The sequence below is a fragment of the Pseudomonas sp. MD195_PC81_125 genome (assembly GCF_014060985.1).
Classification (GTDB): Bacteria; Pseudomonadota; Gammaproteobacteria; order Pseudomonadales; family Pseudomonadaceae; genus Aquipseudomonas; species Aquipseudomonas parakoreensis.
The window spans coordinates 1-21,530 of the sequence record NZ_JABULD010000265.1; the positions used below are offsets into that span (position 1 = coordinate 1).

The window sequence follows — 21,530 nt, forward strand, 5'->3', positions numbered from 1 at the left end:
AGCCAGCTCCCACAGGGATCTTTGCAGATCTTGATCGCGGGTACACCACAGAAACTGTGGGAGCTGGCTTGCCAGCGATGGCGTCCTCAATGACACAACACAAGGCCTGGCCGCTCTGGCACGGCCCTTGCGTACCCGTCATTCAGGTTTTGCAAAAAAACTGCCGCTGCGTGAACAGCTTCCATCCACCTCAACCGCTGCACCCGAAAGTCCAACAGATCGAACAATAAAAAACAGAGAGGACTTATGACTTCCACCACACAGCTCAAACCCACACTCGGCACCCTGCACCTCTGGGGCATTGCTGTCGGCCTGGTGATTTCCGGCGAATACTTCGGCTGGAGTTACGGCTGGGGCACGGCCGGCACCCTCGGATTTCTGGTCACGGCGCTGATGGTCGCGACCATGTACACCTGCTTCATCTTCAGTTTCACCGAACTGACCACCGCAATTCCCCACGCAGGTGGGCCGTTTGCCTACAGCCGTCGGGCGTTCGGCGAGAAAGGCGGGTTGATTGCCGGCATCGCCACGCTGATCGAATTCGTCTTTGCCCCACCGGCGATTGCCATGGCCATCGGCGCCTACCTCAACGTGCAATATCCGGGACTTGACCCGAAAATCGCGGCGGTCGGCGCGTATTTCGTGTTCATGACCCTGAACATCCTCGGTGTCAGCATCGCCGCCACCTTTGAACTGGTGGTCACGGTGCTGGCGGTCGCTGAATTGCTGGTGTTCATGGGCGTGGTTGCGCCAGGCTTCAGCTTCAGCAACTTCGTGCTCAACGGCTGGTCGGGCGCCAACGAGTTCACACTGGGCTCGATCCCCGGGATCTTCGCGGCGATTCCGTTCGCCATCTGGTTCTTCCTCGCCATCGAAGGCGCGGCCATGGCCGCCGAAGAAGCCAAGGATCCGAAACGCACGATTCCCAGGGCTTATGTCAGCGGCATTCTGACTCTGGTATTCCTCGCCATCGGCGTCATGGTGATGGCCGGCGGTGTCGGCGACTGGCGCCAGCTGTCGAACATCAACGATCCACTGCCACAGGCAATGAAAGCGGTGGTCGGCAACAACTCCTCGTGGATGCACATGCTGGTGTGGATCGGCCTGTTTGGCCTGGTGGCGAGTTTCCACGGGATCATTCTTGGTTACTCGCGACAGTTCTTCGCCCTCGCCCGCGCCGGTTATCTGCCGAAGAGTCTGGCCAAGCTGTCACGCTTCCAGACCCCGCACCGGGCGATTCTGGCCGGTGGGGTGATCGGTATCGCGGCGATCTACAGCGACGGCCTGGTCAACCTGCAAGGCATGACCCTGACCGCCGCGATGATCACCATGTCGGTGTTCGGCGCGATCGTGATGTACATCATCAGCATGCTCAGCCTGTTCAAACTGCGCAAAACCGAACCGCATCTGGAACGCACCTTCCGCGCCCCGGGCTACCCGGTGGTGCCGGCGATTGCGTTGTTTCTGGCGGTGGTGTGCCTGGTGGCGATGGCGTGGTTCAACACGCTGATCGGCTGCGTGTTCCTCGGCTTCATGGCCGCTGGCTACCTGTACTTCCAGCTGACCGCCAAACAACGCGCCGACGCCCCGGCAGACGCTATGCTCGAAGGTATCTGAACTGCCATATAAAAGTGCACAGCGCCCATCGAGGCACTGTGCTGGAACTCTGTAGGAGCTGCCGAAGGCTCGGGCCGCGTTCGGACGATCTTTTGATCTTGTTTTTAGAAAATCAAAGTCAAAAAGATCGCAGCCTGCGGCAGCTCCTACAGCGGGTTTATCGTTTACAGGAGGATATTGTGGCCGCATTTGCCCATTCCGTCGGCGCCCAGACCTATCGCTTCGACAGCCTCAAGGACGTCATGGCCAAAGCCAGCCCGGCGCGCTCGGGAGACTTCCTGGCTGGCGTTGCCGCGCTCAACGACGGCGAACGCGTGGCCGCGCAAATGGCGCTGGCCGACATCCCGCTCACGCATTTTCTGCAGGAAGCGCTGATTCCCTACGAAGCCGATGAGGTCACCCGACTGATCATCGACACCCACGACAAACAAGCCTTCGCCGTGGTCAGCCACCTCACCGTCGGTGGTTTCCGTGACTGGCTGCTCAGCGATGCGGCGGACGAGACCAGCCTGCGCAAGCTCGCCCCCGGCCTGACCCCGGAAATGGTCGCCGCCGTGTCGAAAATCATGCGCGTGCAGGATCTGGTGCTGGTGGCGCAGAAGATCCGCGTGGTCACAAAATTTCGCGGCACCCTCGGCCTGCGCGGACGCCTGTCGACCCGCCTGCAACCGAACCATCCGACCGACGAACCTTCCGGCATCGCCGCGAGCATTCTCGACGGCCTGCTGTACGGCAACGGCGACGCGATGATCGGGATCAACCCGGCCACCGACAGCATCGCCTCGATCTGCGCGATGCTGGAGATGCTCGACGCGATCATCCAGCGTTACGACATTCCGACTCAGGCCTGTGTGCTGACCCACGTCACCACCTCGATCGAAGCGATCAATCGTGGTGTGCCGCTGGATCTGGTGTTCCAGTCGATCGCCGGCACCGAAGCGGCCAACGCCAGTTTCGGCATCAATCTCAATGTACTGCAGGAAGGCTATGACGCGGGGCTGAGCCTGAAGCGCGGCACCCTCGGGCAGAACCTGATGTATTTCGAGACTGGCCAGGGCAGCGCGCTGTCGGCCAACGCCCACCACGGTGTCGATCAGCAGACTTGCGAAACCCGGGCCTACGCCGTCGCGCGGCACTTCAAGCCGTTTCTGGTGAACACCGTGGTCGGCTTTATCGGCCCGGAATATCTGTACAACGGCAAGCAGATCATCCGCGCCGGCCTCGAAGATCATTTTTGCGGCAAGTTGCTCGGCGTGCCGATGGGTTGCGACATCTGCTACACCAACCACGCCGAAGCCGATCAGGATGATATGGACACCTTGCTGACGTTGCTCGGTGTCGCCGGGATCAACTTCATCATGGGCATTCCCGGTTCCGACGACATCATGCTCAACTACCAGACCACCTCGTTCCACGACGCGCTCTACGCCCGTCAGACTTTGGGCCTGAAGCCGGCGCCGGAGTTCGAGCAATGGCTGGCGAACATGGGTATTTTCACCCAGGCGGACGGCAAGGTCCGCTTTGGCAACAACCTGCCGCCGGCCTTCCGCCAGGCGCTGGCGCAACTGGGATGAGTGTGATGGAAAAACCGCCTGTGGACCCGCAAAACCCTTGGCTGGAGTTGCGCCGCCTGACCCCGGCGCGCATCGCCCTGGGCCGTACCGGCACCAGCCTGCCAACCCGCGCCCAGCTGGATTTCCAGTTCGCCCACGCTCAGGCGCGGGATGCGGTGCATCTGCCGTTCGATCATGCCGGGCTCAGTGCGCAGCTGAGCGAACGCGGGGCGCGACAGTTTATTGCTGCACAGCGCGGCGACCGATCGCAACAGCTACCTGCAACGTCCGGATCTGGGGCGCAAGCTCGGCGACACCTCGGCGCAGGCCCTGCATGAGCACGCGCAGGCCAATCCCGGCGGGGTCGACGTGGCGATTGTGGTGGCGGACGGTTTGTCGGCGCTGGCGGTGCATCGCCATACCTTGCCGTTTCTGAGCCGTCTGGAGGAGCAGATGAGCACCGACGGCTGGTCACTTGCCCCCGTGGTGCTGGTGGAACAGGGTCGAGTGGCCATCGGTGACGAGATCGGTCAGTTGCTGGGCGCAAAAATGGTCGTGATGCTGATCGGCGAGCGTCCGGGCCTCAGCTCGCCCGACAGCCTCGGTGTGTATTTCACCTACAATCCAAAAGTCGGGCTGACCGATGCCTACCGCAATTGCATCTCCAATGTGCGGCTTGAGGGCTTGAGCTATGGCATGGCGGCGCATCGCTTGTTGTATCTGATGCGCGAAGCCTGTCGGCGGCAGCTGTCGGGGGTCAACCTGAAGGATGAAGCGCAAGTACAGACGCTGGAGTCGGACACCGGTGCGGACATGAAGGGAAACTTCCTGCTTGATCCACCCACAACCTGAACCGTTTCCGCATTGCGTTTCTGCGCTGCTTTGAGGCAGGATCGAAGCACGGCCGCAGGGTTTCCCATCGCCGTCAGAGCAGTTGAAGACAGCCACTTGAAGACGAGACCTATCATGCGGATTATTCAAGCGACCCTCGAACACCTGGATTTGCTGACCCCGTTGTTCGTCAAGTATCGCGAGTTCTACGGTTCCCTGCCTTACCCGGATTCCTCCCGCGCGTTTCTCGAAAAGCGCCTGCGACGCAAGGAATCGGTGATTTATCTGGCCCTGGCCGATGATGACGACAAGAAACTGATGGGGTTCTGCCAGCTGTATCCAAGTTTCTCCTCGCTGTCGCTCAAGCGCGTGTGGATCCTCAACGATATCTATGTCGCCGAAGATGCCCGCCGCCAGCTGGTGGCCGACAACCTGATCCGCACCGCGAAGAAAATGGCCAAGGAAACCCAGGCCGTGCGCATGCGCGTGTCCACCAGTGCTGACAATGAGGTGGCGCAGAAGACCTACGAATCCATTGGCTTCAAGGAAGACACCGAGTTCAAGAACTACGTGTTGCCGATCAGCGACGAGCTCTGAAATCAAAAAGATCGCAGCCTTCGGCAGCTCCTGCAGGGATAACGCATTCCAAAGGTAGGAGCTGCCGCAGGCTGCGATCTTTTGATCTTTTATCAAACCCGAAGTCTGCCTGACATTTATTCACCCCCCGACATCCCTCGCTACAAAACCAACGCGCTTTTCACCTCTCAGACCGTATAATCCCGAGCTTTCCGGCTTGTAAGAAAAACTACACCCCGCTGTAGGCTTACACCCGAATCATCCGCACAGGCCTGCCGAGTCGGGCCGTTACCACAGGTGCCCCCATGGATTTCAACCCGCTCGACCTTATCCTGCATCTCGATGTGTACCTCGATTTGCTGGTCACCAACTACGGGCCGTGGATCTACGCGATTCTGTTCGCTGTCATCTTCTGTGAAACCGGTCTGGTGGTGATGCCGTTCCTGCCGGGTGATTCGCTGTTGTTCATCGCCGGTGCCGTGGCGGCGGGCGGTGGCATGGATCCGGTGCTATTGGGCGGTCTGTTGATGCTCGCGGCGATCCTCGGCGACAGCACCAACTACGTGATTGGCCGAACGGCGGGCGAAAAACTGTTCAGCAACCCGAATTCGAAAATCTTCCGTCGCGATTACCTGCAAAAAACCCACGATTTCTACGACAGGCACGGCGGCAAAACCGTGACCCTGGCGCGCTTCCTGCCGATCATCCGCACGTTTGCACCGTTCGTCGCCGGCGTCGGGAAAATGCCTTATCCGCGTTTCTTCGCGTTCAGCGTGTTCGGCACCGTGCTGTGGGTCGGCGGTCTGGTGACCCTGGGTTATTTCTTCGGCAACGTGCCGTTCATCAAAAAGAACCTGTCGCTGCTGGTGGTCGCCATCATCCTGCTGTCGCTGGTACCGATGATCATCGGTGTGGTGCGCAGCCGTTTCGGCGGCGCCAAAGTCGAAACCCACTGATCCGATGTGGTCACTGAGCGCCTGGCGTCGCCGGCGCATTCTGGCCAGGCACCCGATTGCCGACGAGATGTGGCAACGGGTGCGTCATCACCTGAGTTTTCTCGACGGCATCAGCGCCGCCGAAGACCAGTGGTTGCGTGAAGCCTGCGTCCTGTTCCTCGAAGAAAAACACCTGACCGCCCTGCCCGGTGTCGAATTGCATCAGGAACAACGCCTGCTGCTCGCCGCCCAGGCCCAGTTGCCGCTGCTCAATCTCGGCGACTTGAACTGGTATCAGGGTTTCCACGAAATCGTCCTTTATCCCGATGACTTTCTCAGCCCGCAACGGCATCGCGATGCCAGCGGTGTCGAGCACGAGTGGGACGGTGAACACAGCGGCGAAGCCTGGCAACAGGGCCCGATCATCCTCGCCTGGCCGGGGGTGATGGCCAGTGGTGGCTGGGAAGGCTACAACCTGGTGATCCACGAACTGGCGCACAAACTCGACATGCTCAACGGCGACGCCAACGGCCTGCCGCCGCTGCACACCGACATGCGCGTCAGCGACTGGGCCGAGGTCATGCAACACGCCTACGATGACCTCAACCGCCAGCTCGACCGCAACCCCGACGCCGAAACCGCCATCGACCCGTACGCCGCCGAAAACCCGGCGGAGTTCTTCGCGGTCACCAGCGAATACTTTTTCAGCGCCCCGGATCTGCTGCACGCGGCTTATCCACAGGTCTACTTGCAACTGCAGCTTTTCTACCGGCAGGATCCGTTGGGCAGGCTGCGGCAACTTCAGGCCACAGACCCGGTCTATCAGGCGCACGCGTAAGCGCTGCACGACTTCTGGTACGTGGCGTCGGCGTAGGAATATGCCTATAATCGCCGCCACTTTTTGGTCAATCCGGCCAAGTGTTTTTGGTCAACTACGGGGGCAACGCCCAATGAGCTACAGCAAGATTCCGGCTGGCAAAGACCTGCCGAACGACATCTACGTCGCGATCGAGATCCCGGCCAACCACGCGCCGATCAAATACGAAATCGACAAAGACAGCGATTGCCTGTTCGTTGACCGTTTCATGGCCACCCCAATGTTCTACCCGGCCAACTACGGTTACATCCCGAACACCCTGGCTGACGACGGTGATCCCCTCGACGTGCTGGTTGTGACCCCTTACCCGGTTGCTCCAGGCTCGGTGATCCGCGCGCGCCCAGTCGGCATCCTGAACATGACCGACGACGGCGGCGGCGATGCCAAAGTCATCGCAGTGCCACACGACAAGCTGTCCCAGCTGTACGTCGACGTGAAAGAATACACCGACCTGCCACCGCTGCTGATCCAGCAGATCGAGCACTTCTTCGCGAACTACAAAGATCTCGAAAAAGGCAAGTGGGTCAAGATCGAAGGCTGGGCTGGCGCTGACGCCGCTCGCGAAGCGATCACCAAGTCGGTTGCTGCCTACAAGGGCTAAGCACCTGCTGACTGCAAGATGCCTGAAGAAAACCCCGGTTGATCCGGGGTTTTTTGTGCCTGAGCAATGGCGTTTTAAACAGTGTGTTTATCACGGACTACAGAAAAGTTTCGATGTGAGTGATTTCCCACAAGCACGTCTTACATCCAGTCGCAAAATACAGCCTTTTTTTGAACACCCGGTTTATTCAAACCGCTCTGGCACGGCCGTAGACTCGGTGTTTATGAGAAAGAACACTAGCGGTCCAAGATTCAAGGCACTCCTGGAAGCAGCGAACATCACCACCACGGGATTCGCAAAGTTCTGGGGCACGGAAGCCCAAAACATTCATAACTGGTACACCCGGGGTGTCCCGGCGTATCGCATGGAGGAAGTCTCGCGCCTGCTCTCGGTCAACAGCGAGTGGCTGAAGACCGGCGAAGGCAGCAAGGAGTTACCGCGCCTGCAGACGCCTGCCAGCAACGGCGACACCTTTGATGCCGAGGCCATCCGCGGCGTCTACACCGTCATCGACCCCAGGGACATCGAACTGCCGTTTTTCAAGGAAACGCCGATCACCAACGGCGCCGGCAAAACCCACGTCATCCTCGACCCCGAACAAACCATCCGCCTGCCCCGCGCCCACCTCGATCAACTGGAAATCCGCCACACCGACGCCATCTGCGCACACATGATCGGCAACAGCATGGCCGAGCGCATCGAAGATGGCTCCATCGTCGGCATCGACCGCGGCCTGACCCAGGTGGTCGACGGCGAAATCTACGCCATCGAACACGACGGCATGCTGCGCATCAAATACCTGCACCGCATGCCCGGCAACGCCCTGCGCCTGCGCAGCCATAACAGCGCCGAACACCCGGACGAAATCTTTCGCGCCGCGCAGATCGAAGAGCAACGAATCCATATCCTGGGCTGGGTATTCTGGTGGTCGACCCTGGGCAAACGCCGGCCGGTGGTGCCGTTTCTCTGATCGGATACGGACCTTCGACCCTGCACCAACACCTGTGGGAGCGAGCCTGCTCGCGAAGAGGCCCCGAAAATCAGTACAAATGACGAATTTTGCCCCCGCAGTGGCTCTATTCCGCACTTGAGACTGGGAATCCCCGACAAAACTCAGTATCCTGCGCCCCACATTTGCGCATCGCCCCGCTCCCGCGGCCCAGATGACGCCTGACGCGGCAGACCAACGTCTGACCAAGTCCCACAGCCGGACGCAGATCCGGGTGTACGTTTTGAAGGCTGACGCGGTTTACCAAAAATAAACCAAGCCAGTCCCCGAGAAGCCGGCCACAAGCCGGCTTTTTAATGCCTGAAAGAAAGCCAGGCCTACCGTCTGAAACCTGAATTCCCATTTGCCTGGTTCGGTGCCCCTGCTACCGTAACGACAAACGTCATTACAGGTATTGCATCATGGCCTCCATCAACATCCGCATTGATGATGAGCTGAAACGACGCTCCTTCGCCGAGTTGGAAAAGCTCGGCGTCACACCTTCAGAGCTTCTGCGCCAAACACTTCAATACGTTGCTGAGCGGGGAAAACTGCCGTTCAAGACCGCACTTATCAGCGAAGAAGATGAAGCGCTCATTGCCGTTGTTAGCGAACGTCTCGCTTCCCCTCAACGAGTCAAGGTAAGTCTGGATGACCTATAGTCTTGAATTCGATCGTCGTGCTTTAAAGGAGTGGAACAAACAGGCATCGCAATAAGCCATTAGCACATCCGCCCTAATTGCCCCGCGCCCAACCTCACCACTAAATTTCCATTCTGTTTTTGTGCATTACAAAAGCGCCAAGGAATGGAGCAACACCATGTCGTCGTTTTTCAAACTCAATCAATTCGCTGTTCTACTGACCGTACTCCTGACCGCTACCACTTCAGCCTTGGCAGACGAGCCGAAGCTCGTTGGTGACTGGTGGATCATTTACGGCAACGGTATTCCCCACAAGAACATCATGTATGTCGCCGACAGCACTTCAGTCGTGCCGTCGAAGCGCACCAAGGGGGCCAAGTTGGTCGCCGTGACACTGGTGTATGAAGAACCCGGCAAACCGATGATCGATGCCTACAACCTCGAAGTTCAGTGTTCGACGAATAAGGTCCGAATGCTCAATGGCCAGTCGGTTGATCGCATCGCCTACATGATGCGCAACCTGAAAGTTAATGACCAATGGCAGCAGCCGAAGGAGTTCTGGGTGCAGCGCACCAGCGAGTTCGTTTGCTCACCCAATAAAAAGGACATGATTGCGCTGGGCAAGATGGAGTACCTGCAGATGATTCAGGGTATGCAGCAGATGTTCTTCAAACTGGCGCCAATTCAGGAGAAAGGCCAGATGATGGATAACCTCGACTCGATCCTGGGCAACAAGTAAGCGGCGGGAATCACGATGAACCCATGGACTAAAACGTTATTGGCGCTGCTGATAACGCCCGCCGTTTTGCTGATCAATGGCTGCCACTTGATTGCGCAGTCGCGCTGGGAAGGACGCGATGTTCAGGAAGCGCTCGATCTGTTTGGCAAACCCGACTCGATGAAAAAACAGACCGGGGCCAACGGCGAGAATCTGGCTGTGCTCACCTGGTATAAATCGTCCAGTTGGACCACCACGGAAGCGGCCGGGACTTCAATGAATCACACCGGTAACGGCATGGTTTACACCGAGTATTACCAGACGGTCGGCCACAGTTCCGATTGCAAACTCGAAGCCACCGTCAACAAGGCGAAAAAGATCGTGCTGTTCAGGATCGAGGGCGGAAAGATCATTCACGGCAAGTGCATCAACGTGCCGTTCGTGCCCGGTTATATTCCGCCCGGTTTCTAGTGCAACCCTGAGCAGGTACCTGCTCAGGGATAACTGAACGACTTCACCAACGTCAACTCCCCCACCGCCCGCATCGGCACCACAAACGTCTCCATCTTCTCGCTCGGCGTGCCTTCCTCGGTAATCACCGACACCTGCGCCGTGGTCAGCGGCTGCACCGCCTCTTCCCCGCCTTCATCATCCCCGCGATAACCACCGCCGAAGTAGTTCACATACACCAGATACTGGCCCTTGATCGGTGCCGGCATGGCGAAGATTTCCGGGCCGTAGCCGGTAGTGACGTCGACGTCGAGCGCCGCGCCATTGGGCGCGACTCGATCGCCGTACCAGATGTGCGCGCCGTCGGGGGTGATCAGGTGCAGGTCGAGGTCGGTACCGTCGCTGTCCCACGACAGCAACACGCGCAGTTTGGCCGGAGTCGCGCCGCCGCTGGCGTTGAGGAACTGCGTGCGATGGCGTTGCTGGCCGTCGGGGCTGCGCACTTCGACGCTGTTGCTGCCGTTGGGGAAGGAGAACGGACGGTCGAAGCGGCCGCTGTCGTCGATTTTCAGCGGCATGCTGACGCCGTTGACGATCAGTCGCCCAGGCTCCTTGTTCTTGGGGGTGGCTTTGATTTCGCCGCTGATGCGTGCGGTGTTGGCCTGGCCGACCGGGGTGTTGACCGAAGAAGCCGGGTAGTTGACGGTCTGGCGGAAGTTTTCGCCTTCGCCCTCGGGCGCGCCGGTGCGCCAGCCGCCGACCGGGGTGTCGAGTTTGACGCGGTCGGCGGCCATCGCCATCGGCCATGCATTGAACGCGCAGAGCAACAGCAAGACCTGTGGATAACGGAGTGTCATGGTCTATTCCAGCAAGAGGTGACGGGCGAGCCCTTCGATGTAGGTTTCATCCTGGCCGTTGGGATGTGCTTCAAAGGCCAGGTGCAGGTATTCGTGAGTCAGATCGAGGCGATCCTGCAGCGTGAGCACGCCGCGCACATAAATGCGCTGGCGTTCGCGATCGACAAACGGGCGGCCGAACGCCAGTTTGCACACGGCGAACGTGCTGACTTCGTTGTAGCCGGTTTCGCTTTCCAGGGTCGGACGCCAGCCGCGACGCTGCTTTTGCAGCCAGTCTTGCGCGGCAGGCAGCGCTTCGCAGGAAGCGACCGGGTTGTCCCAACGGCTGAGGCTGGCGCGCGGATAAGCGTGCAGCAGAATCGCGTCATAGCGCTGGCCGGCGCTGGCCTGCTCGACGGCTTGTTGCCAGGCGAGTTTGTCCGGGCCGGGTTGATCGGAGTGATAGGTGACGGTGCTGCCGGCCAACACCAGATCCGCGGTCCACGCCGCAATGTTGCGCGACTCGGCGGAGGCCGGGCGCGGAGCGACGCGCTGACGGTTGCTACTGTCGTCGATGCTCAGGCAATCGCCGTTGCGCGTGGCGTTTTGCAGCAGATAGGTGCGGATCGCCACGGCCAAGGCTTTGGCAGCTTCGGCGGGTTCAGGTTTGGCTTCGCGCTCAAGGACGCGGGCGACGTATTCTTCGCGATCAAGTCTGGCGACCAGTTTGTCGTTGAGCAGAAACAGTTCGCCGGAACTGTGGATATCCAGCGCATTGCCGTTGGCGAATTCGACGCGGTAGTCGCCCTGCAAAGGCCCGGAACCAGCAACGCGCTCACCCGACAGAACTCGCGAAACCGGATAACGCGAGAACAGTCCGACCTCAACACAACGCCCCGCTTCCGCCGGCCAGGAAGCAGGCAACACCGTCGCCAACGCCTGCCCGTAGTGGCGCAAAACCATCTGACTGGTGCCCCGGCCACCGGCCCAGATCGGCGAGCCGTCCGCCGTCCAACCGGCGAAACCACCCTGGCGCGACTGCGGATCCTGATCGCCGAGCCAGCTCCAGGTCTTCACCCGCAAGCGCCCGCCCAGCTCACCAACCACATTGCCGTCCGCCGCATTCAGCACGACGTCGAGCAACACGCGGCGCATCTGCTCCTGTGCCGGCAGCAACGACAACACTTTCAGCAAATCAGCCACGGAAACCCGGGTAGCCGGTTGCACGGTTGGCAAATCCAGCAACCACGCCGGCGCCTGCCGCGCCTGCCAATACGTGCGCCAATCGGCAGCTGAGATGCCCAACCGCGCAGGCTCGAAGTACAAGCCGCAGGATTTCACCAACGCCTGATCACGCTCGATCCTGCCGCCCGCCGAACAGCAATAAACCTCGTCCTTCGACTGTCCGCGACACTCATACGCCGGCTCGCGGGCACCGGTATCCACCAGCCACGCATAGACGAACAATTTCCACAGGCTGCCCAGCGGCGTCTCCAGCGTCGGCGGCAACGGCTCGCGAGCGATCAGTTGCGTGTGATTCAACGACAGCAACTCACCCTTGTACGCCAGCCGCAGCGGCTCATCCTGCGCCGTCGCCAGCGCAGGCATCACACACATCAGCAGCCACAGCAGCGGCCGGTTCATGTCAGTTGACCGTGACCTGACCGAGGGCGGCTTTCGCTTCCCGGGCCTGATGCTGCGGCGCGTAGACCTGAGTGAAACGCACCGGCGGCAGGTTGAACTGGCCCTTCTGCGAGAAGCGCACCAGATGGCGCAAACGCAATTCGCCGCTCAGCGCATCCACCGGCACCGCGTAGGCCAGTTGCCCCGGCTCGAAGCGCGCCTTCTCCAGCGCGGTCGGCTCGGTGCCGTCCTTGCCCTGCAACTTGATGCCCCAGGTGGTGCGTTCGACATCGGCGCCCGGTGGCAGCGGCACTTCGAGCATGCCGTAGCGCAGCGGTTTTGGCGCCTTGCTGGTGAGGATCACTTCGTCCAGGTACAGGCTATCGCTGGACAGCGGCTTGTTGCCGACCGGTTCCAGTTTGAAGGTGAACGCTTCATCGCCCGGCACCAGCCGCGACAAACGGCGGGTGATAGTCACGGCCATTGGATCGACGGCCGGTTGCTGGGTCTGGAAGCTCAGTGCCGCACGCAGCGGACGCTCTTGAGTACCGGACACCGACAACACGCTCGGCACCGGCGTCGCACCCTGCCAGGTCCAGAACATCTCACCGGTTGCGCCGTAGTTTTTCTTCCAGCCTTCACCCGGCAGCAGCGCGATGGTCGGCGAGGCCTGAGCGATGCTGCGTTGCAACCAGCTCAGCGCCAGGGCGCGTTCGAGGGTCGATTGCTGTGGCAACAGACGTTGCAACAGCGCCGTCGCCCGCGCCTGATCAAACGGTTGCAGCGACAGGTTCAGCGCTTCGGCAAACGGCTGCGAACTGACCGCCAGACGCTGTTGCGCCGCGCCAACCTGACGGTTGAATGCGTCCGGCAACGCGACTTTCGACTGCGTGGCCAGCGCCGCGGTCAACACCCGCGCCGCCGCCAGACCGAGCGCCGAATCCGGATCGCTCATCACCAGGCTGTCTTCACCAGCGTCCATCAGGTTTTCGGCATTGCCCTCACCGGCCTTGGCCAGATCGTCCATCAAACCGCTGAGCAGGGTATTCACCGGCAGGTGCATCTGCTTGGCGAAAGACAGAATCAGTGCCCGCTGCAGCAGCGGCGTGTTCGGCGCTTGCTTGGCGTAGACCTCCAGCACTCGCTGCCAGTGCTCCGGTGGCAAGGTCAGTTCCAGCACCTGACTGGCGTTCCAGTCGGCGTAGTAGGCGTAAGCGGTGAGGAACGCGTCCGGCTCGCCGTCGAAGCCCCACCAGGTGAAGCTCGCCGACGGCCCGGCCATTTGCACCAGACGCAGGCGGCTGTTCTGCATGATCAGGCGCAGGCGATCGCGGATCTGCGGGTTCGACGCCAGCGACGGATAAGCAATGCTCAGCGGCAGCAAGCGGCTGGCGGTCTGCTCGACGCCACCGTACGGGTAGCTCAGCAGATCGTCGAGCGCGGAACGGAACAGCGCTTGCGGACTGTCATCCAGACGCAGGCGAATATCGGTGGCATCTGCTGGCAAACTCAACGGTGTGTCGCCGCTGGCCACGTCGAGGCTCTGGGTTTGCGTGACCTGCCAGCCGTCACCCGTCGCACTCAGGCGCACGGCGAGGGCGTCAGCGGTTTTTGCCGTCCTGTACCAGTTCGGCAGTCCACTCACCCGAGGCCAGGGCGAACGCTGGCAGCGGCACATAGTTGATGCCGTTGTTCAGCGTCACCGGCAGGCGTTGTTCGGCGCCGGCGTAATGGCTGACCAGCTCAGCCTTGACCGGTTTCTCGGCCTGGCTGAAAGCGAATACACCGAGTTGTGGCTGATCGCCCTTGCGGAATTTGCTCGGCCCGCTCCACTTCAGATACAGCGGTTTTTCCGAGCGAACGAACTGCTTTTTCTGCCCGACCTGGCCGTCGTCGGCGATGGCCCGGGCGGTGATGCGCCAGCGGGTCAGCGAGTCCGGCATCTTGAAGGTGAAGCGGGTTTTGCCGTCGGCACCGGTCAGCAATTCCGGTTGCCATGCGGCGGTGTCGACGTCTTCGCGACGTGGGCGCTCCAGCACTTTCACCCCACGTTCGCTGCGGTTGGCCTTGCCCGGCGCGCCGGGGCTGCCCGGCAACGCCACGTCGTAACTGATGAACGACAGGCTGGCGCTGGTGCGCACATTATTGCGACGCGGGTGGTAGAAGAACTGGTCGATGGTCGGCGCGACTTCCGGTTGCAGCGCGTAGACCATTTCATCGACAACACTCACCGTCAGATGCGCCGGAACTGCTTTACCGGCGAACTGCGTAGTCAGGTCGACGGTCACCGTGTCGCCCGGCAGATACACCTGTTTGTCGGTGCTGATCGCCACGTCGATTTGCGGGGCAATCACTTTGATCCCGGCGTTCTGGAAGCTGTACTGCCCGCCCTTGGTGTACAGCACCGAGAAGGTCAGGTTCGGCGCGAAGTTGTCCTTCACCGGAATGCGCGCGCGGTATTGGGTGTCGCTGAGTTTTTCCAGTTTCAGCCAGTCGCCGCCCTTGGCCAGCAGCGCGGTGGCTTCGACCTTGTCGCGCTCCAGCGACAGCAGGGCATCGCTGACCGGCTCAGGGAAGGTGATCAGTGCCAGCGCTTCATCGCCGGCCTTGTACTCGGGCTTGTCGAGGACGATTTCCACAGTGCCCGGCACCGCTTTGACTCCGTCGCCGGTGACCGAATGGCCGGTGGCGCCGATGACCCGACCGTGTTGATCTTTCAGCGTCAGGTTGTAGGTACCCGGACGCTCGAAGGCAATGCTGAAGCCCTTGTCGGTCGCCGCCAGTTTGCCTTCACCGGTACTCTGGTCTTCCAGACGCACCCAGCTGTAGCTGCTCGGGGTCACGGCTTTGCTCTGCTCGCTGCCGCCCTCGTTGACGTAGCGGAACGCAACTTTGTCGTTGACCGCGCTGAAGCGTTGCGGCGCGCTCAGGCGGAAGCTCGCGGCGCCACGGTCGATGAGGATTTCCTTGGTGGTCTTGACCCGATACGCCGCGCCATCACTGGCAAACACCGTGAGCATGTAGCGGCTCGGTTTGTCGGCGGCCGGCAGGTCGAGGGTCGCGTTGCCCTTGCTGTCGGTGGTCAGTTCGGTGCTGGTCAGCTCCACCGGGAATTGCCCGAGGTATTGCAGCTCGTTGTCGACCATCGACAGTTGTTGGGCACGCAGGCTCAGGCTCAGTTTGGCGTTGGCCACTGGTTTACCGTCCGGGTACAGCAGCACCAGACTGCCCTTCACCGGTTCGCCGGTGCGGTAATCCTGCTTGGCCAGATTCAGCGAGATTTCGAAGTGCGGCTTGATGTATTCGGCCACTCGGAAAGCGCTGCTGTAGGCCTGATCCTTGTAGTTGAAACGGATCTCGTAACCACCGGCCACGGCGTTGTCCGGCAACTGGAACCGGCCTTGTGTACCGGCCTTGGAATCGAGTTTCAGGTCGAGGTGCTGCAGCTCGGTGCCGGTGGCATCCAGTACGCTGACCGTTACGTCAGCCGCACCCGGCAATACCGAATCCCGCGCATTCTTGAACTCGCGACCGACGATTTTCAGCGACACCCAATCACCCGGGCGATACAGCGGCCGGTCGGTGAACGCGTAGAGTTTGGTGTCGTAGATTTCGCTGTCGTAGTAGAAGTTTTCCGAGACGAACACCCCGCCCTCTTCATCCTCGCCAATGACGAACGAACGCTCGGGGCTGACGTGTTTCAGGCGCAGCAAACCATCGGCATCGGTGGCACCGCTGCTCATCACGCCGAGGCCGTCAGTCCACAGCACATTGACCTTCGGCACCGAACTGCCTTCGTGTTTGCGCGCGGCCCAGACCAGCAATTCATCGCCGGCAATCTTGCTCACCGCCACGGTGTTGGAAACGAAGACCATGGTGGTCGCGCGGTACTTGCCGATCAGCGCTTCGACCAGGTACAGGCCCGGCTTCAGGTTGCCCAACGGGATGTACACGTTACCCGGCGCAACGCTGACGAACTCGCTGGACGACCCGGCCAGATTGACGCCGGCCGGCGGCTGGATCGGCTTGGCCTGCCACAGCGGATAACGGAACTGGCTGACCACCGGCAGACCCGGAATCAAGGCGAATTGCGGCTGCGCGTCGTACGGCGTCGGCGCAGCGATGGCGGTGCCCATCTTCAGCTCCGGCACTTCCTCGGTGACCTGCTTGCGCGACTCATAGGAGAACGCGCGCTGCATCACCCGCCGCGATTTGCGGTACCAGTTGTCCCACAGGTACGCGAGGGTGTTGGACAGGCCTTCGCCCCTGAATTGGCCGTCGCTGACCACCCGGTGCAGGTTCTTCTGGCGCTTGAGGAAATCCAGCGGTTTGTCGATGCGGTACACGCGAATGTCGGCGCCGCCATACGGCTCCATGCGGAAGCGCCGGTAGTCGCGACCGGGTGCCTCGAGACGCACCATCGCCTGCTCGTCGGCGGCGAAACTGCTGTCGGCCAGCAGGAAGAAGCTTTCACCGGCGACTGGCGTGTAGCCGCTTGGCTCCACCGAATCTTCAGCGTTGACGGTCGCCAATGGCAGCAACAGCGCCAGCAGCAGAGGAATTCGAGCGCAGAGTCGCAGCATGCGGGCACCGGTCATTGGGAGAGAAAGTTCAGTCGATAGACGCCGATGAAGTTGGGGTTGGCTGCGTCGGGTATCCATCGGGTGTCCTTCCATGTCATGAGTTGCTGCAGGCTTGCCGAACGCATGCCGTTGTCAGTGGGGGTGGTCGTGCCGGTGTGATAGGCGATGTAGCGGCCCATCCAGATCATCAGGTGCTGGTCGTCGCCCTGATCGAAAAACATCAGGTCGCCGGGGCGTGCCTGGGACACGTCGCGGCTGACCAGATGGCTGTTGAACTGAATCAGTTTGATCGCGTTGACGTACGGCCCGACCTTGCCGCCGCCCTGCTGCCATTGCTGGGCGAGCTTGCGCTGCTCATCGCTGAGCGACAGTTCCGGCGGCAGGTAGCGATTGGACAGGCCATTGCTGCGCAGCCATTTGTCGTCGTGGACCTTCAGCGCTTCGTTGGCGGCAAAACGCACGAGGCCTGCGCAGTCCTGCTGATACCAGCGCGGGCTCGGGCCTTGGCTCAGTTGCTCCTGAGCGATGCGCACGAACCAGGCGCGGAATACCTGGGACTGCGCCGGATCCAGCGCAGGCGTTTCGATGGCTCGGGCACTGGCGCTGAGCAACAGCGCGAGTAGGCCGAGGTTGCGGATCAATGCCGTCACAGCGCTTTCCATTCCAGCGGCAGCCATTGCCAGTGGCCGTCTGGCTCACTGCCTTCGGGCAAGGTCAGGGCGTATTTGCCCATACCGCCGAGGGTGCGCAGTTTCGGGATCAGGTAGGTTTGCGCGGCGTTGTAGAACACCGGCTCCATGTCCTGCGGCAGGCTGTCGAGGGTTTCCTGCTGCATCAGTTGCGCCATCGAATCCGGGCCGAAGTAGATCGGCATCAACACATCTTTCGGCAGCACGTCAGCCATCGGCGGGAAGCGCTTGTCGAGGGTGCCAAGGGCCTTGTCGACCAGTTTGTCGTCGAGGGAGAACAGCAGCGTCGAACCGTGACGCGCGAGGCTGACTTTCATGAAAGCGCGGCCGCTGATCGCGTCCGGGTTCTCGGCAGTCTTGGCGGCGTACGGACCGAAGTTGGAGCTGACCTGACGCTGCCAGACATGGTTCTGGCCTTCCTGCTTTTCGACCACCGGGAACGCGTGTTCATCGACATTCGACTCGTAGGCGCCCACCATCGAACCGAACAACGTGCCCAGGTCGCCATCGAGCTTGCTGCTGTCCTCATCCTTCAGACTGGCGACCAGCAACGGCGTGTACAACCGCGAATCGGCGTACCAGCACAGGCCTGCCGCACCGGCGACGTGCTCGGTGAGTTTCTGCGCCACGGCTTCGTCGGCGCCGAGTTTCACCAGCAGCGGTTTCTGCGGTTCCGCCGCCACCGGCAAGGTCACGCAGGCACTGGCGCCCAGCGGCATGGCTTGCCACACCGGTTTGAAATCGAAGTCCGGTTGGTTATCCAGCTCATCCATGGCGAGATAGCTGTGCCAGCCTTTGTCGTCCATGTCGAAACGCAGCCCGGCGAAGTTCGGGATGAAGCGCTGATAGCCCATCGCAAGGACGCTGGAATTGACCGACAGACGCTGTTTGATCTCCGGCGCCCTGGCCGGCAGACCGAAGGCCTCGGGGAACAGTTTGTCGCCGTTGAGCAGCGCGGCCAGCGCCTGCGGCGAGACGTGCCCGGACTCTTCCGATTCGCCATTGGCGGGGTCGTAATATTTGTTCGGGTTGGACAGCACCACCAGTTTGTCGCCACGCGACGCGAACAGCAGTGATTTGCTGGCGTTGTAGCTGAGCTGGTACAGCGGCACTTCGTCACCGCCGACCTTGAGGCTGGCGAACACGCTGAGCTGCGCATCGTCCAGCGCGACTTTCGCCAACGGTTCAAGCAGCTTCGCCAACCCGCCGCGATCCATCACCAGCAGGAAATCCTTGAGCCGGCCGTCGGCACCGCGCCACAACGCTACATCGGCCGGTTGGTCGAAAAGCTGTTCGATCAGGCTGTCCTGCAGCTTCAGGTCGTGCTCGTAAATGATCCGCCGCAGGCTGCCGATCAGGCCGAGACGGTCGGCGTGGGTTTCGTAATAGAAGACGAAATCTTCGGTGAGCGTGGCCTTCAGGAACGGCACCGTCAGCAGGTCCTTGGGCAACTGGCTCAGGGAGCGGGTTTCCAGCAGCGCATCCGGACGGCTCAGACCGAGCTTGTCGCTGGCCAATGCCGCCGCCGGCACCTTGGGCTTGTGCAGCAGCCAGCCAAGACCACCGGCTGCTCCAGCCACCAGGGCCAGGCCGATCAGCAGCGCCGGCCAGCGCCGGGAAGGTTGGCCGGCGGGAGTCGGGACGGCCGGAGAAGCAGCGTTATCACTCATGTTCACAAAACCCGAAGTTCATCCGTGGAGCGGGATGCTTAATAGTTGAAAGTCTTGACCAGCAGCAGATCACCGATCGCCCGCAGGGGCACGATGAATGTTTCGCGTTTTTCGTCGACCGTGTTTTCGTTGAGCACCAGCGTGATTTGCGAGGTAATGACCTCGTTCTGATTGCTGGCCTCCTCGAAGTTATAGCCGCCGTCGCCGAAGTTGCCCCAATAGTTGACGTAAACCAGATAGGTGCCATGCAGCGGCGCGGTCATGGTGAACATTTCCGGGCCGGGGCCATCGACGCCATCCGGATCCAGACCGCCGCCGTTGGTCAACGCCGTGTGGGCGAAAAACGCATGCTGGCCGTCCGGGGTAATGATGTGCAGGTCGAGCTCGGCCTTGGGATCATCCCAGCCGAGCACCACGCGGATTTTCGCCGGGGTGCGCAAGTTGTTCGCTTCATAGAACTGCACACGCTTGAGCGACTGACCCTCGGCACTGCGCACTTCGACACTGTTGGAGCCGGCGCCAAACGCATAAGGCCGGGCGAAACGCCCGTCATCGTCGGTGTACAGATTCAATGGATTGCCGTTGACCGCCAGCGTATGCGGCCCGCGCTGATGACCGATAGCCTTGAGCTGGCCCTGGATCATCGTGCGATTGCGCTGGATGCCACGATCGATTGGCGGGGTGGGATAGGCGACTTGCGGGTTTTCACTGCGATCAAGCAGGCCGTGATAACGCCAGCCACCGGACGGCTCTGACAGCTCGGCAGTCGGCGCCGCCAGCAGCGCAGGCGCGCAAGCCCAACCGATCAGCAGCCAAAGAAATGAACGCATGTAATGCCTCCTGCCATGCCTGAACGAAACCTTGCACCCGATCCTCGGTACTTCACAGCGGTGGAAACTGCGTTTCGTCTGAAAGACCCCGTGACTAGCGGGTCGTAGAAGGCGCGAAGATTAGCGATTCGGCAGTTTTTTAACAATCGGATACATGTGGATTTGCGGCGAGAATCACGCCGTAAAGTGGACGGTGAGCCGAATAGCCGTCATATTCGGCTCACCAAATGAGCCGAATAGCGATTCTATTCGGCTCACAGCCCTATTACAGGCAATAACCGATGACGACTCAATGGATCTGGCAACAACCTGACTGGCCTGATTTCAACTGGCAGGCCGAACGTCTGGCACCCCTGTTGCGCGAGTGCGTGCAGGCACAAGGCCAATTGATGGGCATGGCCGGATCTGTTGGCAACTCCCTGAGCGCTCAGACCGAACTCGACGCACTGCTGCAAAACATCGTGACCTCCTCGGCGATTGAAGGCGAGCAGTTGAATGTCGGCTCAGTGCGTTCGTCATTGGCTCGACGCCTGGGGCTGGAATTGCCCGACGGCGATAAAGTCAGCCAACGCAGCGAAGGCCTGGCGCAACTGATGCTCGACGCCACCCGGCGCTTCGCTGAACCACTGACGCTGGAGCGATTACTGGAATGGCATCGATGGCTGTTTCCGGATCAGGAAAGCGACTTTACCGCAAGGTCGATGCATGTCGGTGCGCTTCGCGGTGACGAACCGATGCAGGTAGTTTCCGGTCGTCTCGACCGCCCTACTGTGCATTTCGAGGCGCCACCGCGCCAAGGTCTCGAGCGGCAGCTCGACAGGTTTCTTGCCTGGTTCGAGGCCAGCCAGCATCAAACAGCGCTGGATCCGTTGCTGCGGGCCGGCATCGCGCATTTCTGGTTTGTCACGCTGCATCCGTTTGATGACGGCAACGGACGCCTGACGCGGACCATCACCGATCTGGCGCTGGCGCAAGGCGAAGCACAGGCCATCCGGTTTTACGCGATGTCGGCCAGCATCCTCGATGACCGAAGCGGCTATTACCGAGTGCTTGAGGCCAGTCAAAAAGCCACACTGGATGTCACCCAGTGGCTCACGTGGTTTCTGCAGACGCTTTTACGCAGTCTGCAGCAAGCCATCGCGCGGATCGAAAGTGTGCTGGGTAAAACCCGGTTTTGGCAGGCGCACCGTGAATCCGAGCTTTTGGTGGAGCAGATCAAAGTACTCAATCGTTTGCTCGACGGTGGAGAGCGCGGGTTCGAACACGGTATCAGCGCGGCGCAGTATCAGGCGGTTGCCAAGGTCTCCAAAGCCACGGCGACGCGACATCTGGCGGAACTGCTGGAAAAGGGTTGTCTGCAGCGAATGCCCGGAGGCGGACGGAGCACGCGATACAAAATCACCTACCCGGACAATTCCTCCAATTGAACCGCTGCCCCATTGGCGAGGGCTTACGAAAGCCCCGCTCATTTGCCCATAAACCCCCTATCTGCTAGTGTCGCGCCGGTTTAAC

17 protein-coding genes and 2 pseudogenes are annotated in these 21,530 nt (G+C 60.8%); 13 read left to right on the forward strand and 6 right to left on the reverse strand.

Annotation, left to right across the window (positions count from 1 at the left end; genetic code table 11):
- From HT737_RS31195 to HT737_RS11825, 12 genes and pseudogenes are all read left to right on the forward strand, one after another.
- On the forward strand, positions 1-230 hold a 230-nt coding region (locus HT737_RS31195; protein ID WP_220459373.1), incomplete at its 5' end, for a hypothetical protein.
- 16 nt (positions 231-246) lie between these two features.
- Complete coding sequence (gene eat, locus HT737_RS11775; protein ID WP_095668215.1) at positions 247-1,617, forward strand: ethanolamine permease; 1,371 nt, start codon at positions 247-249, stop codon at positions 1,615-1,617.
- 179 nt (positions 1,618-1,796) lie between these two features.
- Positions 1,797-3,191 carry an ethanolamine ammonia-lyase subunit EutB gene (locus HT737_RS11780; RefSeq protein WP_095668214.1) on the forward strand — a complete coding sequence of 465 codons (1,395 nt, stop codon included), beginning with the start codon at positions 1,797-1,799 and terminating at the stop codon, positions 3,189-3,191.
- Positions 3,192-3,196: 5 nt separating this feature from the next.
- Positions 3,197-4,022, forward strand: a pseudogene (gene eutC, locus HT737_RS11785) (ethanolamine ammonia-lyase subunit EutC).
- Between the two features lie 114 nt (positions 4,023-4,136).
- Positions 4,137-4,598, forward strand: a complete 462-nt coding sequence (locus tag HT737_RS11790; protein ID WP_007958617.1) for an N-acetyltransferase — start codon at positions 4,137-4,139, stop codon at positions 4,596-4,598.
- 284 nt (positions 4,599-4,882) lie between these two features.
- Positions 4,883-5,533: a DedA family protein gene (locus tag HT737_RS11795; protein WP_041064947.1), complete on the forward strand. Its 651-nt coding sequence runs from the start codon at positions 4,883-4,885 to the stop codon at positions 5,531-5,533.
- Positions 5,534-5,537: 4 nt separating this feature from the next.
- On the forward strand, positions 5,538-6,350 hold the full coding sequence (locus tag HT737_RS11800) for a zinc-dependent peptidase (RefSeq protein ID WP_182402622.1): 813 nt from the start codon (positions 5,538-5,540) through the stop codon (positions 6,348-6,350).
- Positions 6,351-6,462: 112 nt separating this feature from the next.
- Positions 6,463-6,990 carry an inorganic diphosphatase gene (gene ppa, locus HT737_RS11805; RefSeq protein WP_003205933.1) on the forward strand — a complete coding sequence of 176 codons (528 nt, stop codon included), beginning with the start codon at positions 6,463-6,465 and terminating at the stop codon, positions 6,988-6,990.
- A gap of 223 nt (positions 6,991-7,213) precedes the next feature.
- A complete protein-coding gene (locus HT737_RS11810; RefSeq protein WP_121187402.1) occupies positions 7,214-7,960 on the forward strand; it encodes a helix-turn-helix transcriptional regulator in 747 nt (248 codons plus the stop codon).
- A gap of 440 nt (positions 7,961-8,400) precedes the next feature.
- A complete protein-coding gene (locus tag HT737_RS11815; RefSeq protein WP_095668213.1) occupies positions 8,401-8,640 on the forward strand; it encodes a type II toxin-antitoxin system RelB/DinJ family antitoxin in 240 nt (79 codons plus the stop codon).
- 157 nt (positions 8,641-8,797) lie between these two features.
- Positions 8,798-9,358, forward strand: coding sequence for a hypothetical protein (locus HT737_RS11820; protein ID WP_182402624.1), 561 nt, complete (start codon positions 8,798-8,800; stop codon positions 9,356-9,358).
- Between the two features lie 15 nt (positions 9,359-9,373).
- Positions 9,374-9,808 carry a hypothetical protein gene (locus tag HT737_RS11825; RefSeq protein ID WP_182402626.1) on the forward strand — a complete coding sequence of 145 codons (435 nt, stop codon included), beginning with the start codon at positions 9,374-9,376 and terminating at the stop codon, positions 9,806-9,808.
- 23 nt (positions 9,809-9,831) lie between these two features.
- Here HT737_RS11825 and HT737_RS11830 read toward each other — a convergent pair whose 3' ends face one another.
- From HT737_RS11830 to HT737_RS11855, 6 genes and pseudogenes are all read right to left on the reverse strand, one after another.
- Entirely contained in the window at positions 9,832-10,644 is an 813-nt protein-coding gene (locus HT737_RS11830; RefSeq protein ID WP_182402629.1) for a YfaP family protein, read from the reverse strand.
- A gap of 3 nt (positions 10,645-10,647) precedes the next feature.
- Positions 10,648-12,267 (reverse strand): DUF2300 domain-containing protein, encoded by a 1,620-nt coding sequence (locus HT737_RS11835; protein WP_182402630.1) that lies wholly within the window; start codon positions 12,265-12,267, stop codon positions 10,648-10,650.
- 1 nt (position 12,268) lies between these two features.
- Positions 12,269-16,844 (reverse strand): annotated as a pseudogene (locus HT737_RS11840) (alpha-2-macroglobulin).
- The gene (locus HT737_RS11845; RefSeq protein ID WP_047296855.1) at positions 16,841-17,491 is read right to left on the reverse strand and encodes a DUF1175 domain-containing protein; all 651 of its coding nucleotides are present in this window, start codon (positions 17,489-17,491) and stop codon (positions 16,841-16,843) included. Before HT737_RS11845 ends, HT737_RS11840 begins: the two are co-directional and overlap by 4 nt.
- Positions 17,476-19,188 carry a DUF2138 domain-containing protein gene (locus HT737_RS11850; RefSeq protein WP_182402632.1) on the reverse strand — a complete coding sequence of 571 codons (1,713 nt, stop codon included), beginning with the start codon at positions 19,186-19,188 and terminating at the stop codon, positions 17,476-17,478. The genes HT737_RS11845 and HT737_RS11850 overlap by 16 nt, the downstream gene beginning before the upstream one ends.
- A 38-nt stretch (positions 19,189-19,226) precedes the next feature.
- Positions 19,227-20,018: a YfaP family protein gene (locus tag HT737_RS11855; RefSeq protein ID WP_047296857.1), complete on the reverse strand. Its 792-nt coding sequence runs from the start codon at positions 20,016-20,018 to the stop codon at positions 19,227-19,229.
- 281 nt (positions 20,019-20,299) lie between these two features.
- Here HT737_RS11855 and HT737_RS11860 point away from each other — a divergent pair, with 281 nt between their 5' ends.
- On the forward strand, positions 20,300-21,445 hold the full coding sequence (locus HT737_RS11860; protein ID WP_095668207.1) for a Fic family protein: 1,146 nt from the start codon (positions 20,300-20,302) through the stop codon (positions 21,443-21,445).
- The last annotated feature ends 85 nt before the right edge of the window (positions 21,446-21,530 follow it).

Coding starts and splice junctions, on each gene's coding strand:
- HT737_RS11855 (WP_047296857.1), bottom strand. CDS start 20,018: ATGCGTTCATTTCTTTGGCTGCTGATCGGTTGGGCTTGCGCGCCTGCG.
- ppa (WP_003205933.1), top strand. CDS start 6,463: ATGAGCTACAGCAAGATTCCGGCTGGCAAAGACCTGCCGAACGACATC.
- HT737_RS11815 (WP_095668213.1), top strand. CDS start 8,401: ATGGCCTCCATCAACATCCGCATTGATGATGAGCTGAAACGACGCTCC.
- HT737_RS11835 (WP_182402630.1), bottom strand. CDS start 12,267: ATGAACCGGCCGCTGCTGTGGCTGCTGATGTGTGTGATGCCTGCGCTG.
- eat (WP_095668215.1), top strand. CDS start 247: ATGACTTCCACCACACAGCTCAAACCCACACTCGGCACCCTGCACCTC.
- HT737_RS11850 (WP_182402632.1), bottom strand. CDS start 19,188: ATGAGTGATAACGCTGCTTCTCCGGCCGTCCCGACTCCCGCCGGCCAA.
- HT737_RS11810 (WP_121187402.1), top strand. CDS start 7,214: ATGAGAAAGAACACTAGCGGTCCAAGATTCAAGGCACTCCTGGAAGCA.
- HT737_RS11830 (WP_182402629.1), bottom strand. CDS start 10,644: ATGACACTCCGTTATCCACAGGTCTTGCTGTTGCTCTGCGCGTTCAAT.
- HT737_RS11820 (WP_182402624.1), top strand. CDS start 8,798: ATGTCGTCGTTTTTCAAACTCAATCAATTCGCTGTTCTACTGACCGTA.
- HT737_RS11795 (WP_041064947.1), top strand. CDS start 4,883: ATGGATTTCAACCCGCTCGACCTTATCCTGCATCTCGATGTGTACCTC.
- HT737_RS11790 (WP_007958617.1), top strand. CDS start 4,137: ATGCGGATTATTCAAGCGACCCTCGAACACCTGGATTTGCTGACCCCG.
- HT737_RS11825 (WP_182402626.1), top strand. CDS start 9,374: ATGAACCCATGGACTAAAACGTTATTGGCGCTGCTGATAACGCCCGCC.
- HT737_RS11860 (WP_095668207.1), top strand. CDS start 20,300: ATGACGACTCAATGGATCTGGCAACAACCTGACTGGCCTGATTTCAAC.
- HT737_RS11800 (WP_182402622.1), top strand. CDS start 5,538: ATGTGGTCACTGAGCGCCTGGCGTCGCCGGCGCATTCTGGCCAGGCAC.
- HT737_RS11845 (WP_047296855.1), bottom strand. CDS start 17,491: ATGGAAAGCGCTGTGACGGCATTGATCCGCAACCTCGGCCTACTCGCG.